Raw genomic sequence first — 15,705 nt, forward strand, 5'->3', positions numbered from 1 at the left:
CGAAGTGGTGGCCAGCAGACCGCCACCCGCGTGCACGCCACCACGCGGCTTGCCCTGCTCGTCCTTCTTCTCGTGGTCCTTCTTCGAGCCGTCGTCCTCCTTCGACGACTTGTGCTCCTTGTCCCAGTCGTCACCCGAAGTGGTGGCCAGCAGACCGCCACCCGCGTGCACGCCGCCGCGGGGCTTGTCGTGCTCGTCCTTCTTCTCGTGGTGCTCGCTGCTGTACGAGGAGTCGCCCTTGTCCCGGTCACCGGCGTTGAAGGCGTAGGCAGCAGGAGCCGTGATCGCGAGAGCCGCCGTAACGGTGGCTGAGGCAAACACAATGCGAGCAGAACGCATGAGGGTTTCCTTCCATCGCGACCACGTCAGTCGACTTGTGTCGGCTTATGGATCCGTAGCGCGACACCAACACCGTCAATCGACAGACCGCTGCGCACCACCTGGGCGGGTATCTGGGTGAACAGACCTCCCAGCCCGGCGTCCGCCGGGCGCCTCAGCCGCTGAGGGAAACCGGTGCGGCCGTCGCCCCGTCAGACCGGTGCGGGGGCGCGGCCGCCGCGGCCGCGCCCAGCAGCCCCGCGTCGGTGCCCGTGAGTGCCGGGGCCACCGTCAGGCGGCGTACGAAGGAGAGGGTGGCGTAGTCGCCCAGGGCCCGCCGCAGCGGCGCGAACAGGACCTCGCCGGCGCCCGCCACTCCCCCGCCGATCACCGCGACCTCGATTTCGACGAGCGTCGCGGTGGCGGCTATCCCCGCGGCGAGGGCCTGGGCGGCGCGCTCGAAGGACGCGACGGCGATCGGGTCCCCGGCGCGCGCGGCGGCGGCCACCGCGGCGGCCGTGGCGTCGCCGTCGGGGCCGGGCCGCCAGCCGTTGCCGAGGGCCCGGCGGGCGATGTTGGGGCCGCTGGCGATCCGTTCGACGCAGCCGCGCGACCCGCACGGGCACGGGTCCCCGTCCAACTCGACGCTGATGTGGCCGATGTGGCCGGCGTTCCCGGTGGGGCCCGCGTGGAGCCGGCCGCCCAGGACGAGTCCGCCGCCGACGCCGGTGGAGACCACCATGCAGAGCGCGTTGTCGTGGCCGCGGGCGGCTCCCTGCCAGTGCTCGGCCGCGGTCATCGCCACACCGTCCCCGACGAGTTGGACGGGCAGGCCGCCGGTCGCCCGGCGCACCCGCTCGACGAGGGGGTAGTCGCGCCAGCCGGGAACGTTGACGGGGCTGACCGTACCGGCGGAGGCGTCGACCGGACCCGCGCTGCCGATGCCGACCGCCGTGACGGCGGCCCACAGCGGCGAGGCGGCGAGCTGGGCCAGGACCGCCTCGACGGCGCGCATCACCGTCTCGCCGTCCTCACGCGCCGGGGTCGGCCGCTGGGCCCGTACGAGAATCCCGCCGTCGCCGTCCACCAGGGCACCGGCGATCTTGGTGCCTCCGATGTCGAGCGCGGCGGTGATGTCCGAGTGCATCGGTGTGTGGTCCCCCGTGAGAGCTGTCAGTTACCGGCGCGTACCTACGCGTACCCGCGAGTACCTGCGAATACAGACCTTGTTCAAGAAGAGTCTGCCTCAGTAGGCCAGCGTTGACAACGTTGTCCAGGGCCTATGCTCGACGCCAACAGGCTGATACACCCGTCCATCTCACTATCCGAACACTCGTCTCACCCGACCCTCCGACCGTCGGACCATCACATCCGACCCCCGACGCCTAGACCCCGACCCCGACTCCGACTCGACTCCGACCCTCCGACTTTCCGACGATGACGACAGGAAGCAGGAAGCGCACTGTGGCCCAGACCGCCCGCCGCCCCGACCACCGCTACGGCACCCGGCCCACCATGAAGGACGTGGCCGCCCGCGCGGGTGTCGGACTCAAGACCGTCTCCCGCGTGGTGAACGGCGAGCCGGGCGTCACCCCCGACACCGAACGCCGCGTCCAGGAGGCCATCGAGGCGCTCGGCTTCCGCCGCAACGACAGCGCGCGGGTGCTGCGCAAGGGCCGCACCGCCTCCATCGGGCTGGTCCTGGAGGACCTCGCGGACCCGTTCTACGGGCCGCTCAGCCGTGCCGTCGAGGAGGTCGCCCGCGCCCACGGGGCTCTCCTGATCAACGGCTCCAGTGCGGAGGACCCGGACCGGGAGCAGGAATTGGCGCTGGCGCTCTGCGCGCGCCGCGTGGACGGGCTGATCGTGATCCCGGCCGGTACCGACCACCGGTACCTGGAGCCGGAGATCAGGGCCGGTGTCGCCACCGTCTTCGTGGACCGCCCGGCCGGGCGCATCGACGCCGACGTGGTGCTCTCCGACAGCTTCGGCGGCGCCCGCGCGGGCGTGGCGCACCTGATCGCGCACGGGCACCGCCGGATCGGTTTCATCGGCGACCAGCCGCGCATCCACACCGCCGTGGAGCGGCTGCGCGGCTACCGGGCGGCGATGGAGGACGCGGGGCTGGCGGTGGACGACTCATGGGTCTCGCTCGGTTCGACCGAACCGGAGCGCGTGCGGGGCGCGGTCGCCGCGATGCTGGCCGGGCCCGAGCCGGTGACGGCGCTGTTCGCGGGCAACAACCGCGTGACGGTGACGGTGGTACGGGAGCTGGCCGGGCGCCCGCACCCGGTCGCGCTGGTCGGTTTCGACGACATCGAGCTCGCCGACCTGCTGGGCATCACCGTCATCGCGCAGGACGCGGCGGCGCTGGGCCGCACGGCGGCGGAGCGGCTCTTCCGGCGGCTGGACGGCGCGGACGACGCCCCGGCGCGAGTGGTGCTGGAGACGACGCTGATCCCGCGCGGCTCGGGCGAGATCGCGCCACCGTCGTCCTGACGGGAGCCGACCGCTCGCCGCCAGGGTCGCCGCGCGGTGAGGGACGTACGGGAGCTCCGTGGCGGCGGAGTGGCCCCCTTTCGCGCGTTTCGGCGGGGGGCCACGGTCACGTTCCGGGGAGCGGGTCCTGGTCGACGGTGTGCTCGGGCGGGGCGGGTGGTCGGCGGTTGGGGTCGCAGGCGGCGCCGTAGCCGTTCAGGCGGGAGGCCGGTGTGGTGAGTTCACGGCCGCAGCGTCGGCAGTAGCGGTGTCGGTAGCCGGTTGCGGGGTCGTCGACGAGGGTGGGCTGCCGGGGTGTGTGGTGAGGGGCCATGGAGTCGAGTGTGCAGCCTGTTGCCGACCGGGGGGAACGGCCGTAGCCGCTCCCCCCTCGCCGCGCGGGGCTCTGCCCGTACTCCTCGACTCCTCGTGAGTCGCACCCTCGTCGGCAGCGGCAACGAGCTTCCCGTACCGCTCGGCCGACGGCTGGTCAGCACACCGGCAGGCCGGGCACCGGCGCGTCGTTGTCACCGCCCTGGATGTAGACGTCGCTCACCCACACGCCGGCGTTGCCGCTGTCGTCGTCCGTCTTGGCCCACCACACGTTGGTCCACTCGCCGTGGGTCTCGCGGCGGCCGAGGTTCGACTGGCAGAAGAAATAGTTGGTGCCGGCGTTGAGGACACCCGCCTCGCTGCCGTCGGCGCGGTACGACTTCGCCCTGGCCCACACCTGGCAGTTGTACTTGCCGCCGCCGATGGAGTGGCACACGGGTGCGGGGGCGGGCGCGGAGGACGGCGCGGGGTCCGCCCCACCGCCCCCGCCCGTGTCCGTACCCCCGCCCGTGCCGCGCGTGGGCGGCTTGCGCGTCGGCGCGGGCGACGGGGAGGCGTCGGGCGCCTTCCCGGACGGGGTGCCGGACACCGGCGTGGCGGCGGACTCCGACGGCTCGGCGTCGTCGCCCGGTGTCGCGGCGGCGGAGGGTGACGCCCCGGCGCCCTGGCCGAGCGCGCGACCGGGGTCGCGCGTACCGGACGTGGGATCGGCCTGACCGCCCACGAGCGCCTGCCCACCCGCCGGCTGGTCGCGCTCCATGAGGACGTACGTCACGCCTCCGCCCGCCAGCAGGACGGCCGCGGTCGCCACGGCGACGAGGAGCCTGCCGCGGCTCTTGCGACGCGCCGCCGCACGCTCCGCCCGCCCGGCCACCGGAACGGCCGTCGGAGCGGCCGACGGCCCCGGTATCGGCCCAGGCCCCGGCCCCGGTACCGCACCCGCCGCCGACACCGGAGGCACCGGACCCGGGCCCGCCGCGGGCGGCGGGCCGAAGCCCTGCGGCCGGTGCGGCACGGCGTTCAGCTCGGTGGGCACGTACGCCGACGGGGGCACCGTCCGCGGCGCCCGCCCCTCCCCCACCTCCGCGAGGAGCCGTGCCGCCGTCGCCGCGTCCGGGCGCCGCGCGGGGTCCTTGTCCATGAGCAGTCGCAGTACGGGGCCGAGGGCCCCCGCGCGCTGGGGCTCGGGCAGCGGCTCCGCGACGATCGCGCTGAGCGTCGACCACGTCGACGTACGGCGGAAGGGCGAGGAGCCCTCGACTGCCGCGTACAGGGTGGCGCCGAGCGCCCAGATGTCGGAGGGGGGCCCCGGCTCGTGGCCCTGGGCGCGCTCGGGGGCCAGGTAGTCGAGCGAGCCGACGATCTCGCCGCTGCGCGTGAGGTGGGCGGTGGAGCCGTCGCCGGGGTCGTCCATGGCGGCGATGCCGAAGTCGGTCAGGACGACGCGGCCGGTGCGGTCCAGCAGGACGTTTCCCGGCTTGACGTCGCGGTGCAGCACGCCGACGGCGTGGGCGGCGCCGAGCGCCTCCATGACGCGGGCCCCGATCGAGGCGGCCTCACGCGGGTCCATGACGCCGCGCTCGGCGAGCACGTCGTCCAGGGAGGGCCCGTCGACCAGTTCCATGACGATGACGGGCCGGCCCTCGTGGTCGGCCACGTCGTGGACGGCGATCACCCCGGGGTGGCGTACGCGCGCGGCGGCCCGGGCCTCGCGCTGCATCCGCAGCCGCAGGTCGGCGAGCTCGTGCCCCGAGGAGTCCGTGTACGTACGAAGCTCCTTGAGGGCCACTTCGCGGCCCAGCACCTCGTCGAGCGCGCGCCAGACGACGCCCATGCCGCCGCGGCCGAGCTGCCGGATGACCCGGTAGCGCCCGGCGATCAATTCGTTCTCCCCCGAAGACACCGCTGGCCCGTCCCCTGTGTCGCGATTCCCGTCCGAATACGCGTACAGAGTACGGGCCGGCGGTGACAGCCCCGGCGCCTAGTGCGCCGTGGCCGTCAGATCCCCGCGCCGCGGAGCGGCGAAGCCGTCCAGGTCGGCGCGGGAGAGCCCGGTGAGTCGGGCGACCTCGTCGGTGTCGAGGGCGCCGCAGTCGATGCCGCGCAGCAGGTAGGAGCTGAGGGCCTTGGCGGTGGCGGGCTCGTCCATGACGTCGCCGCCGGCGTGGTTGGCGTACGCGGCCAGGCGCTTGGCGGCCTGCTCGAAGCCCTCGCGGTAGAAGGCGAAGACGGCGGCGTAGCGGGTCGGAAGGTGGCCCGGGTGCATGTCCCAGCCCTGGTAGTAGGCGCGGGCCAGGGCGCGGCGGGTGAGGCCGTAGTGGAGGCGCCAGGCGTCGTGGACCTTCTCGGTGGGGCCGACCGGGAGGACGTTGGTGGAGCCGTCGGAGACGCGTACGCCGGTGCCGGCGGCGGCGACCTGCATGATCGCCTTGGCGTGGTCGGCGGCCGGGTGGTCGCTGGCCTGGTAGGCGGCGGAGACGCCGAGACAGGCGCTGTAGTCGAAGGTGCCGTAGTGGAGGCCGGTGGCACGGCCCTCGGCGGCGTCGATCATGCGGGCGACGGTGGCGGTGCCGTCGGCGGCGAGGATGGCCTGGCTGGTCTCGATCTGGATCTCGAAGCCGAGGCGTCCGGCGTCGAGGCCGTGGGCCTTCTCGAAGGCCTCCACGAGCCGGACGAAGGCGCTGACCTGCTCGGCGTAGGTGACCTTGGGGAGGGTGAGGGCGAGGCCCTCGGGCAGGCCGCCGCGCTCCATGAGACCGGTGAGGAAGACGTCGGTGGTGCGGATGCCGCGGTCGCGTACGGCGGCCTCCATGCACTTCATGCGGATGCCCATGTACGGCGCGGCGGTGCCCTGCGCGTACGCCTCCGAGATCAGGCGGGCGGCGCGGGCGGCGTCGGCGTCCTCGTCCTTGCCCCCGTAGCCGTCCTCGAAGTCGACGCGCAGGTCTTCGATGGGCTCGCGCTCCAGCTTGGCCCGTACGCGCGCGTGGACGTCGTCGGCGAGCTCGTCGGAGAGGCCGAGGACGGCGGCGAGGGAGGCGGCGTCGGGGGCGTGCTCGTCGAGCATGGCGAGGGCCTGGTCGCCCCAGGAGCGGATGGTGCCCGCGTCGAAGACCTCACCCGGTACGTACACCGTGTGGACGGGCTGGCGGGTGCCGGGGTCGCCCGGGTAGCGGCGGGCGAGCTCCTCGTCGACCGAGACGAGGGAGGCGCTGATGCCCTCGCTGACCGCTCCGGCGAGGCTCGTCGCCACCTTCTCCTGCTGACCCTGACCCATTCCCACACCCTCCACTTTCCACTACACGGAAACAACAATCCGTATGGTGAAGTTAATGGGTGTCCGTGACCTGCGTCAATGGTCCCTCCAACGGGCCGGGGCCGCGCGGTGAGGTCACCGCGCGGCCCCGGGCCACGTCTGCACGCGTCTGCACGCGCCTGTACGCGTCTGCCGAACGATCCGAGGGATCAGCCCTTGCGGGACTTGACCTCTTCGGTCAGCTGCGGGACGACCTCGAAGAGGTCGCCGACCACGCCGTAGTCGACCAGGTCGAAGATCGGGGCCTCGGCGTCCTTGTTGATGGCCACGATGGTCTTCGAGGTCTGCATGCCCGCGCGGTGCTGGATCGCACCGGAGATACCCGCCGCGATGTACAGCTGCGGCGAGACCGACTTGCCGGTCTGGCCGACCTGGTTGGTGTGCGGGTACCAGCCGGCGTCGACGGCGGCACGCGAGGCGCCGACGGCGGCACCGAGCGAGTCGGCGAGCTCCTCGATGATCGAGAAGTTCTCGGCGCCGTTGACGCCGCGGCCGCCGGAGACCACGATCGCGGCCTCGGTCAGCTCGGGGCGGCCGGTCGACTCGCGCGGGGTGCGGGAGACGACCTTGGTGCCGGTGGCCTTCTCCGAGAAGGAGACGGCGAGGGCCTCGACGGCGCCCGCGGCCGGGGCGGCCTCCACGGCGGCCGAGTTCGGCTTGACCGTGATGACCGGGGTGCCCTTGGAGACACGGGACTTGGTGGTGAAGGAGGCGGCGAACGCGGACTGCGTGGCCACCGGGCCCTCGTCGCCGGCCTCGAGGTCGACGGCGTCGGTGATGATGCCGGAGCCGATGCGGACCGCGAGGCGGGCCGCGACCTCCTTGCCCTCGGCGGAGGACGGGACGAGCACGGCGGCGGGCGATACGGCCTCGTACGCCGACTGCAGCGCGTCCACCTTCGGCACGACGAGGTAGTCGGCGAACTCGGGCGCGTCGGCGGTCAGGACCTTGACCGCGCCGTGCTCGGCGAGCGTGGCGGCGGTGGCCTCGGCACCGGAGCCGAGGGCGACGGCGACGGGCTCGCCGATGCGGCGGGCGAGGGTCAGCAGCTCCAGCGTGGGCTTGCGGACGGCGCCGTCCACGTGGTCGACGTAGACGAGAACTTCAGCCATGGGACTTCAATCTCCTGCGATGCGAAGAGTCTGGGGGCGGGTGAGTGGCTCGCGCGAGCCCTAGATGAACTTCTGGCTCGCGAGGAACTCGGCCAGCTGCTTGCCGCCCTCGCCCTCGTCCTTGACGACCGTGCCGGCCGTGCGGGCCGGACGCTCCGCCGCCGAGTCGACCTTGGTCCAGGAGCCCTCGAGGCCGACCTCGTCGGAGTCGAGCTCCAGGTCCTCCAGGTCCAGGGACTCCACCGGCTTCTTCTTGGCGGCCATGATGCCCTTGAAGGACGGGTAGCGGGCCTCGCCCGACTGGTCCGTCACGGACACGACGGCCGGCAGCGCCGCCTCCAGCTGCTCGGACGCGGTGTCGCCGTCACGGCGGCCCTTGACGGTGCCGTCCTCGACCGAGACCTCGGAGAGCAGGGTGACCTGCGGGACGCCCAGGCGCTCGGCGAGGATCGCCGGCAGGACACCCATGGTGCCGTCGGTCGACGCCATGCCGCAGATGACCAGGTCGTAGCCGGTCTTCTCGATGGCCTTGGCGAGCACCAGCGAGGTGGCCATGACGTCCGAGCCGTGGATGTCGTCGTCCTCGACGTGGACGGCCTTGTCGGCACCCATGGACAGCGCCTTGCGCAGCGCGTCCTTGGCGTCCTCGGGGCCGACCGTGAGCACGGTGATCTCCGCGTCGTCCGCCTCGTCGGCGATCTGCAGCGCCTGCTCGACCGCGTACTCGTCCAGCTCCGACAGCAGGCCGTCGACGTCGTCGCGGTCGACGGTCAGGTCATCGGCGAAGTGCCGGTCGCCGGTGGCGTCGGGCACGTACTTCACACAGACAACGATCCTCAAGCTCACGCCGGCTCTCCTACACATCGTCATAACTGGGCTGCCTTGTTGCACGCAGCATAGGCGCCTGATGGGACGGTTTCCGCTCGGGGCGGCGGCCGCCCCGGACGAAATATTACTCGTCAGTACACCCAGTGCTTTCCCAGTAAGCAAGCGCTTTGAACTGTGACCTTGCCAACGCTGAGTAACCGGGGTGTACGTCCAGGATCCCTCAGTCCCGCAGGCCGCTGAACCGCCCCTGGTGGTAGAGCAGCGGCCGCCCGGCGCCGTCCGGGTCGCCGGCCACCGCCTGGGCCACGACGATGCGGTGGTCGCCCGCCGGGACGCGGGCCACGACGCGGCACACCAGCCAGGCCAGTACGCCGTCCAACAGGGGTACGCCCTCGGGGCCGGGGTACCAGCGGGTCGGCGGGGCGAAGCGGTCGGCGCCGCTCCGCGCGAAGGTGGCGGCCAGCTCGCTCTGGTGCTCGCCGAGTATGTGCACGCCGATGTGCTCGGCCTCCGCCAGCACCGGCCAGCTGGAGGACGAGGTGCCCACGCCGAACGAGATCAGCGGGGGCTCGGCGGCGACGGAGGTGAGGGAGGTCGCGGTGAAGCCGACGGGCCGCTCGCCGTGGGCCGTGGTGCCGTGCGCCGTGATGACGGCGACACCCGCGGCGTGCCGCCGGAAGACGGAGCGGAGGAGGTCGGGGGTGGCGTGCTGCTGCCGGAAGGGAACGTCGAGTTCGGACGGGGCCGTCATGGGACGCCAGCCTTTCGATGCGCGGCGGGTGCGGTCAAGGGAGACTCCGCGAAGTAGGTGCGAGATGCATCACGGCCGGTCACACGGCGTGCCCGAGGGCCGCGATGACGTCGGCCCTGCGCGGCTGGCCGGCCGCCCTGCGGACGATCCGGCCCGCCCGGTCCAGCACCAGCACGGTGGGGGTCCTGGCGATGCCCAGGGCGCGCACGAGCCCGAGGTGCTCCTCGGCGTCGATCTCGACGTGGACCACGCCCTCGACCATGTCCGCCACGTCGGCGAGGATCCGCCGGGTGGCGCGGCACGGCTGGCAGAAGGCGCTGGAGAACTGCACGAGGGTGGCCCTCTCCCCGAGGGCCTGCCCCAGTTGCCCGGGCCCCAGCACGCCGCCCGCGTCCGCCACGTCCTCCACACCCTCCACGTCCTTCGTCACCGCTCCCTCACCTCGTCCGACGTCGCCGTCCCGTGCAGCGCCGACGGGGCCCCGGCTGATTCCCGCAGCCCCCGTGAGCGGCCACGACGTGACAAGAATCTCCTCTCCCGACGGCGCCAGGACTGGCCTGCGGGCCGGACATGCGGCACGATCTGCCCCATGCCGGATACCTACGGCTGCGTAACTTCCGCCGGGAGAACCTCCCCAGGCATCGACGAAGAAGGGTCTTCTCCTGTGGCAGAACTCGTCTATCGGCCGGTCATCGGCGCCGCTCTCACGATGTTCAAGGCGCTCGACCTGAAGATCGACACTCAGGGTTCGGAGAACATCCCGCGCAGCGGCGGGGCGGTGCTGGTCAGCAACCACATCAGCTACCTGGACTTCATCTTCTCGGGTCTCGCAGCACTGCCGCAGAAGCGCCTGGTGCGCTTCATGGCCAAGGACGCGGTGTTCCGGCACAAGATCTCCGGGCCGCTGATGCGCGGCATGAAGCACATCCCGGTCGACCGCGAGCAGGGCGAGGCCGCCTACCACCACGCGCTCGAGTCGCTGCGCGCCGGCGAGATCATCGGGGTGTTCCCCGAGGCGACCATCTCGCAGTCGTTCACGCTCAAGAGCTTCAAGTCGGGCGCGGCGCGCCTGGCCCAGGAGGCGGGTGTGCCGCTGATCCCGATGGCGCTGTGGGGCACCCAGCGGCTGTGGACCAAGGGCCGGCCGCGCAACTTCAAGCGCAGCCACATCCCGGTGACGATCCGGGTCGGCGAGCCGGTGGAGGCGCCCACCGACCAGTACGCGGGCGCGATCACGCGGCGGCTGCGCGAGCGGGTGCAGGAGCTGCTGGAGGCGGCTCAGCGCGCGTACCCGGTGCGGCCGAAGGACGCGAGCGACACCTGGTGGGTCCCGGCCCACCTCGGCGGTACGGCTCCGACGCCGGCCGAGGTGCGCGAGGCCAGCTGAACCGCGGCGGCAGCGCGCCGGGCCGGCCGGGCGCCGCGGCGCTCAGAGCTCCGTCGGAAGCGTCTTCCACAGGTACGCACGGTCGCGGGCGGCCCGCAGGGCGCTCAGGACGACCGGGTGCGGTGCCGCGTACAGCACCGGGTAGTCGATCTCGCCGAGCTCCGGGCGTACGGGGAAGGCCAGCTGTTCGCGGTCCAGGCTGAACCGGGCGTCGACCCCCGGCTTGTTGCCCCGGGCGTCCTGCCGGGCCCAGGCGCCCCGGCCCGGCAGCCGGACGGCCACCAGGCCGTGCAGCACCGGATCGGTGCCGTCGTCTTCGGTGAGCCGCTGGTAGCACAGGGCGGTGGGGATGGAGCGGGCGCGCAGCAGCGCGGCGAGCGCGTGGGACTTGGCGTAGCAGATGCCGACGCGCAGTTCGAGCACGTCGGAGGCGCGCCACGGGACGCGCGGGTCGTCGACGTCGGCGGAGTGCCCGATGGTGTCACGGACGTATGCGAAGGCGGCTTTGGCGTATGAATATGCGTCGACGTGCTCTACGGTGAGTCGCGCCGCGATACCCCGTACCAGCGAGTGCTCGTGGTCGATTGCCTCATCGGCCGCGAGATACGCGGAGAGTTCCGGGGTGTGCTGAATCAGCTCCATATCCCCAAACCTAAGGAAGCGACCGGCCGGAAGTCAATGAATTTCCGGCCGGTCGCATATTCATGCACTGCATCGAAGGTCGCTGGGAAGCGCCTCAGCGTGCCATCTCTTCCTTCAGCGCCAGGACGAAGGTGTCGATGTCGTCCTCGGTCGTGTCGAAGGAGCACATCCAGCGGACGTCGCCCGCCGACTCGTCCCAGAAGTAGAAGCGGAAGCGCTCCTGGAGCCGTCGGGTGACCTCGTGCGGCAGCCGCGCGAAGACCGCGTTGGCCTGCACCGGGTACAGGATCTCGACGCCGTCCACCGCGCGCACGCCCTCCGCGAGGCGCTGAGCCATCGCGTTGGCGTGCCGGGCGTTGCGCAGCCACAGGTCCTTGGCGAGCAGCGCCTCGAACTGCACCGACAGGAACCGCATCTTGGAGGCCAGCTGCATCGACATCTTGCGCAGGTGCTTCATGTGGCGGGCCGCGTCCGGGTTGAGGACGACCACCGCCTCGCCCATGAGCATGCCGTTCTTGGTGCCGCCGAAGGTCACGACGTCCACGCCGACCGCGTTGGTGAACGCCCGCATGGGGACGTCCAGCGAGGCGGCCGCGTTGGCTATCCGGGCGCCGTCGAGGTGGACCTTCATGCCGAGGCCGTGGGCGTGCTCGACGATCGCGCGGATCTCGTCGACCGTGTAGACGGTGCCGAGCTCCGTGTTCTGGGTGATCGAGACGGCCTGCGGCATGGCGCGGTGCTCGTCCTCCCAGCCGAACGCCTGCCGGTCGATGAGCTCCGGCGTCAGCTTGCCGTCCGGGGTCGGGACGGTCAGCAGCTTCAGCCCGGCCATGCGCTCCGGCGCCCCGCCCTCGTCCACGTTGATGTGCGCGGACTCGGCGCAGATGACCGCGCCCCAGCGGTCGGTGAGCGCCTGGAGGGCCGTGACGTTGGCGCCGGTGCCGTTGAAGACGGGGTACGTCTCGGCGGTCGGGCCGAAGTGGCTGTGCATGATCCGCTGGAGGTGCTCGGTGTAGACGTCCTCCCCGTACGAGACCTGGTGGCCTTCGTTGGCGAGGGCGAGCGCCGCGAGGACCTCCGGGTGGGCGCCGGCGTAGTTGTCGCTGGCGAAGCCGCGTACGGTCGGGTCGTGGCGCCGCCGGGCGTCGGTCCTGACGGCGGCGGGGGTCACGGCTTGGGGGTCAGCCACAGGCGCTGTCCATTCACTTCCTCGGCGGGCTTCTCCCAGACGCCGGCGATGGCGTCGGCCAGGTCCTTGGCGTCCGTGAAGCCCGCGAACTTCGCATTCGGGCGCTCGGCGCGCATGGCGTCGTGCACCAGTGCCTTGATCACCAGGATGGCAGCCGCCGCCTTGGGCCCCGCCTCGCCCCCCGCCTTGCGGAAGGCGTCGCCGAGGGCGAGGGTCCACGCCTCGGCCGCCGCCTTGGCGGCGCCGTACGCGGCGTTGCCCGCGGTCGGCTTGGTCGCTCCGGCGGCGCTGACCAGGAGGTAGCGGCCGCGGTCGCTGCGCAGCAGCCCGTCGTGGAAGGCGAGCGAGGTGTGCTGGACGGTGCGGATCAGCAGCTTCTCCAGCAGCTCCCAGTCGGCGAGGTTCGTCTCCGGGAAGGAGGCGCTGCCGCGCCAGCCGCCGACGAGGTGGACCAGGCCGTCGATGCGGCCGAACTCCTTCTCGGTCTTGTCGGCCCACTCGCGCGTGGCGTTCAGGTCGAGGAGGTCGACGATGTCGCCGGTGACGGTGGCTCCGCCGTGCATGTACCGGGCGGCGTCGACCGCCTCGGCGAGGCGCTCCGGGTCGTAGTCGGCGCCGACGACCGTCGCGCCCGCCGCCGCCAGCCGCAGCAGGGTGGCGCGGCCGGCCGGGCCCGCCGCTCCGGCCACCGCGATGACCGCGCCTTCGAGCGCTCCGTTGCCGTTCCCGTTGCCGTTGCTGCTCATGGGCGTCGCCTCCTCCTGCGTACGAGAGCTCACGCGGCGACCTGCTCGGCGCTCTGCGCGGTGATCCCCTTGGTGGAGGCGATCACGCTCTTGAGCTTCTTGGCGAGGGCCTCATAGAACATGCTGAGCGGAAACTCGTCCGGAAGCACGTCGTCCACCAGTTTCCGCGGCGGCAGGCTCAGGTCGAGGGCGTCGGGGCCCTTGGCCCAGCGGGAGCCCGGGTGCGGGGCGAGGTAGGTGGAGACGAGGTCGTACGCCGCGAACCAGTGGACGAGCTTGGGGCGGTCGATGCCGTCGCGGTAGAGCTTCTCGATCTCCGCGCACAGCTCGTTGGTGACCTGCGGGGCCCGCTCCCAGTCGATCTTCAGGGTGTTGTCGGTCCAGCGCAGCACGTCGTGCTTGTGGAGGTACGCGAAGAGCAGCTGACCGCCGAGGCCGTCGTAGTTGCGGTTGCGGTCACCGGAGACCGGGAAGCGGAACATCCGGTCGAACAGCACGGCGTACTGCACGTCGCGGCCGTGCGCGTTGCCCTCGGCGTCCAGCTTCACGGCCTCCTTGAAGGCGGTGAGGTCGCAGCGCAGCTCCTCCAGGCCGTACATCCAGAACGGCTGGCGCTGCTTGATCATGAAGGGGTCGAACGGCAGGTCGCCGTGGCTGTGGGTGCGGTCGTGGACCATGTCCCAGAGCACGAACGCCTTCTCGCACCGCTCCTGGTCGCCCAGCATCTCGCGGATGTCGTCGGGCAGGTCGATGCCGAGGATGTCCACGGCCGCCTCGGTGACGCGGCGGAAGCGCGCGGCCTCGCGGTCGCAGAAGATGCCGCCCCAGCTGAAGCGCTCGGGGGCCTCGCGGACGGCGATGGTCTCCGGGAAGAGGACGGCCGAGTGCGTGTCGTACCCGGAGGTGAAGTCCTCGAAGGTGATGCCGCAGAAGAGCGGGTTGTCGTAGCGGGTGGCCTCCAGCTCGGCGAGCCACTCCGGCCAGACCATGCGCAGCACGACGGCTTCGAGGTTGCGGTCCGGGTTGCCGTTCTGCGTGTACATCGGGAACACCACGAGGTGCTGCAGGCCGTCGACGCGCAGGGCGGCGGGCTGGAACGCGAGCAGCGAGTCCAGGAAGTCGGGCACGGCGTAGCCGCCCGCGGCCCACTTGCGCAGGTCGGCGACGGCGGCACGGTGGTACGCGGCGTCGTGCGGCAGCAGCGGCGACAGTTGCTCCACGGCGGTGGCGACGCGGTCGAGCGCGGCGTCGACCGTGGCGCGGGCGGGGGCGCCCTCGGCGTCGAGGTCTATGGAGCCGTCCGCGGACTGCCAGGTGCGGATCTCTTCCACGGCATTCTTGAGCGCGGTCCATGCCGGGTGGTCGATCACCCTGGCGTCGGTCGATTCAGCCACGCCGACAGCGTCCTGCACAAGAATTTCCGTCATCACTCTTCCTCCACGGGAGAACCTCGCGTTAAGGCACCGTATCCATGGGCGGTTCTTCGCCACAAGGGGCTCAAGAATAAATTATCCTGCCGACCCCCCGTGGTCGCCGCTGTTTTTCCTGTCAGAGGGGGTTCGGGCGGCGGCATCACGCGCCGGACGGTGGTACGTCCCCGGGCATGGTTCCGGCCACGACCGCCTCCACCCGTTCGTGGCGGCCGGAACGGCACGCCCACGGACGAGTGAAGGCGGGTGCGCCGGGGGCGCACGGGAAGGGAAGCGGCCTACTCCATTCCGCCCCCGCGCGACCGGTTCCGCATCAGGAGGGCGCCGTTAGGCTGCTGCGACCGTGTCGCGTGGTCCTGGACTGGGAGCCGGACCGCGCCCCCCGGCCCATCGAAGGAAGCGAGAAGACCTTGAGTTTCCTCACCATCGGTCATCGCGGAGTCATGGGTGTCGAACCGGAGAACACCCTCCGCTCCTTCCGCCGCGCCGAGCGCGTCGGCATGGACGCCATCGAGCTGGACCTCCATCTGAGCAAGGACGGGGCGCTCGTCGTCATGCACGACGCCGACGTCGGCCGGACGACCGACGGCACCGGCCCCATCGCCGACAAGACCCTCGACGAGCTGCGGGCCCTCGACGCGGGGATGGGCGAGCGGATCCCCGTCTTCGAGGAGGTCCTGGACGCGGTGGACGCGCCGCTCCAGGCGGAGATCAAGGACGTGGCGGCGGCCCGCGCGCTCGCCGAGGTGATGCACCGGCGCGACCTGACGGGCCGGGTCGAGGTGTCGTCCTTCCACGACGAGGCGGTCGCCGAGATCGCCCGGCTGGTGCCCGGCGTACGGACCGTGCTCATCGCCAGCCGCTGGGAGGCGGACATCGTGGAGCGGGCGCACGCCGTGGGCGCCGCCACGCTGGCGCTGAACATCCGGCGGCTGACCCTGGAGACCACCGAGCGGGCGCGGGAGGCGGGGCTGCGGATCATCGGCTGGGTGGTCAACACGCAGCAGCACCTGCGGCTGGCGCGGGCGCTGGAGCTGGACGGGGTGACCACCGACCACCCGGAGATCCGCCGCACGAGCCGCTTCACCGCCTGAGCGCCCACCGCGTCCGCGCAGGCCGCCTGGTCCCGTTCGTCACAGGTGTAACCGAAATGCGCTCGGGAACCCGCGAGGTGT

Annotated in this window: 15 protein-coding genes and 1 pseudogene; 3 read left to right on the top strand and 13 right to left on the bottom strand. The window is 72.1% G+C overall.

The window, feature by feature from the left end; genetic code table 11:
• Positions 1-321: pseudogene (locus AB0A69_RS14140) on the bottom strand (hypothetical protein); the annotation flags it as partial.
• A 172-nt stretch (positions 322-493) separates the two neighbouring features.
• A complete protein-coding gene (locus AB0A69_RS14145) occupies positions 494-1,465 on the bottom strand; it encodes an ROK family protein (protein WP_361420117.1) in 972 nt (323 codons plus the stop codon).
• Positions 1,466-1,782: 317 nt separating this feature from the next.
• On the opposite strand from AB0A69_RS14145, the gene AB0A69_RS14150 reads away from it, so the two are divergent.
• Positions 1,783-2,817: a LacI family DNA-binding transcriptional regulator gene (locus AB0A69_RS14150; protein WP_361420120.1), complete on the top strand. Its 1,035-nt coding sequence runs from the start codon at positions 1,783-1,785 to the stop codon at positions 2,815-2,817.
• Between the two features lie 106 nt (positions 2,818-2,923).
• On the opposite strand, the gene AB0A69_RS14155 is transcribed toward AB0A69_RS14150, so the two are convergent.
• The 7 genes from AB0A69_RS14155 to AB0A69_RS14185 form a co-directional block, all read right to left on the bottom strand.
• Positions 2,924-3,130, bottom strand: a complete 207-nt coding sequence (locus AB0A69_RS14155) for a DUF6011 domain-containing protein (protein ID WP_361420123.1) — start codon at positions 3,128-3,130, stop codon at positions 2,924-2,926.
• A gap of 156 nt (positions 3,131-3,286) precedes the next feature.
• Positions 3,287-5,032: a serine/threonine-protein kinase gene (locus AB0A69_RS14160; RefSeq protein ID WP_361420125.1), complete on the bottom strand. Its 1,746-nt coding sequence runs from the start codon at positions 5,030-5,032 to the stop codon at positions 3,287-3,289.
• A 78-nt stretch (positions 5,033-5,110) separates the two neighbouring features.
• Complete coding sequence (locus AB0A69_RS14165) at positions 5,111-6,406, bottom strand: aldolase/citrate lyase family protein (RefSeq protein WP_361420127.1); 1,296 nt, start codon at positions 6,404-6,406, stop codon at positions 5,111-5,113.
• Between the two features lie 188 nt (positions 6,407-6,594).
• Positions 6,595-7,557: an electron transfer flavoprotein subunit alpha/FixB family protein gene (locus AB0A69_RS14170; RefSeq protein ID WP_361420129.1), complete on the bottom strand. Its 963-nt coding sequence runs from the start codon at positions 7,555-7,557 to the stop codon at positions 6,595-6,597.
• A gap of 60 nt (positions 7,558-7,617) precedes the next feature.
• Complete coding sequence (locus tag AB0A69_RS14175; RefSeq protein ID WP_361420131.1) at positions 7,618-8,403, bottom strand: electron transfer flavoprotein subunit beta/FixA family protein; 786 nt, start codon at positions 8,401-8,403, stop codon at positions 7,618-7,620.
• A 202-nt stretch (positions 8,404-8,605) separates the two neighbouring features.
• Complete coding sequence (locus AB0A69_RS14180; RefSeq protein ID WP_361420134.1) at positions 8,606-9,136, bottom strand: flavin reductase family protein; 531 nt, start codon at positions 9,134-9,136, stop codon at positions 8,606-8,608.
• A 79-nt stretch (positions 9,137-9,215) separates the two neighbouring features.
• Positions 9,216-9,536 carry a thioredoxin family protein gene (locus tag AB0A69_RS14185; protein ID WP_361420787.1) on the bottom strand — a complete coding sequence of 107 codons (321 nt, stop codon included), beginning with the start codon at positions 9,534-9,536 and terminating at the stop codon, positions 9,216-9,218.
• A 264-nt stretch (positions 9,537-9,800) separates the two neighbouring features.
• Here AB0A69_RS14185 and AB0A69_RS14190 point away from each other — a divergent pair, with 264 nt between their 5' ends.
• Positions 9,801-10,523, top strand: coding sequence for a lysophospholipid acyltransferase family protein (locus AB0A69_RS14190; RefSeq protein ID WP_361420137.1), 723 nt, complete (start codon positions 9,801-9,803; stop codon positions 10,521-10,523).
• A 42-nt stretch (positions 10,524-10,565) separates the two neighbouring features.
• Here AB0A69_RS14190 and AB0A69_RS14195 read toward each other — a convergent pair whose 3' ends face one another.
• From AB0A69_RS14195 to AB0A69_RS14210, 4 genes are all read right to left on the bottom strand, one after another.
• Positions 10,566-11,165, bottom strand: coding sequence for a transglutaminase family protein (locus AB0A69_RS14195; RefSeq protein WP_361420140.1), 600 nt, complete (start codon positions 11,163-11,165; stop codon positions 10,566-10,568).
• 94 nt (positions 11,166-11,259) lie between these two features.
• On the bottom strand, positions 11,260-12,354 hold the full coding sequence (locus AB0A69_RS14200) for a low specificity L-threonine aldolase (RefSeq protein WP_361420143.1): 1,095 nt from the start codon (positions 12,352-12,354) through the stop codon (positions 11,260-11,262).
• Positions 12,333-13,100: an SDR family NAD(P)-dependent oxidoreductase gene (locus tag AB0A69_RS14205; RefSeq protein ID WP_361420146.1), complete on the bottom strand. Its 768-nt coding sequence runs from the start codon at positions 13,098-13,100 to the stop codon at positions 12,333-12,335. The genes AB0A69_RS14200 and AB0A69_RS14205 overlap by 22 nt, the downstream gene beginning before the upstream one ends.
• A gap of 29 nt (positions 13,101-13,129) precedes the next feature.
• A complete protein-coding gene (locus tag AB0A69_RS14210; RefSeq protein WP_361420149.1) occupies positions 13,130-14,527 on the bottom strand; it encodes a DUF6421 family protein in 1,398 nt (465 codons plus the stop codon).
• Positions 14,528-14,940: 413 nt separating this feature from the next.
• On the opposite strand from AB0A69_RS14210, the gene AB0A69_RS14215 reads away from it, so the two are divergent.
• Entirely contained in the window at positions 14,941-15,624 is a 684-nt protein-coding gene (locus AB0A69_RS14215) for a glycerophosphodiester phosphodiesterase family protein (RefSeq protein WP_361420152.1), read from the top strand.
• The last annotated feature ends 81 nt before the right edge of the window (positions 15,625-15,705 follow it).

The organism is Streptomyces sp. NPDC045431, from assembly GCF_040646655.1.
GTDB lineage: Bacteria > Actinomycetota > Actinomycetes > Streptomycetales > Streptomycetaceae > Streptomyces.

Bases quoted from the DNA above. Each gene is read 5' to 3' on its own strand.
- AB0A69_RS14145 (WP_361420117.1), bottom strand. From the start codon at position 1,465: ATGCACTCGGACATCACCGCCGCGCTCGACATCGGAGGCACCAAGATC.
- AB0A69_RS14155 (WP_361420123.1), bottom strand. From the start codon at position 3,130: ATGGCCCCTCACCACACACCCCGGCAGCCCACCCTCGTCGACGACCCC.
- AB0A69_RS14165 (WP_361420127.1), bottom strand. From the start codon at position 6,406: ATGGGTCAGGGTCAGCAGGAGAAGGTGGCGACGAGCCTCGCCGGAGCG.
- AB0A69_RS14170 (WP_361420129.1), bottom strand. From the start codon at position 7,557: ATGGCTGAAGTTCTCGTCTACGTCGACCACGTGGACGGCGCCGTCCGC.
- AB0A69_RS14180 (WP_361420134.1), bottom strand. From the start codon at position 9,136: ATGACGGCCCCGTCCGAACTCGACGTTCCCTTCCGGCAGCAGCACGCC.
- AB0A69_RS14195 (WP_361420140.1), bottom strand. From the start codon at position 11,165: ATGGAGCTGATTCAGCACACCCCGGAACTCTCCGCGTATCTCGCGGCC.
- AB0A69_RS14205 (WP_361420146.1), bottom strand. From the start codon at position 13,100: ATGAGCAGCAACGGCAACGGGAACGGCAACGGAGCGCTCGAAGGCGCG.
- AB0A69_RS14210 (WP_361420149.1), bottom strand. From the start codon at position 14,527: ATGACGGAAATTCTTGTGCAGGACGCTGTCGGCGTGGCTGAATCGACC.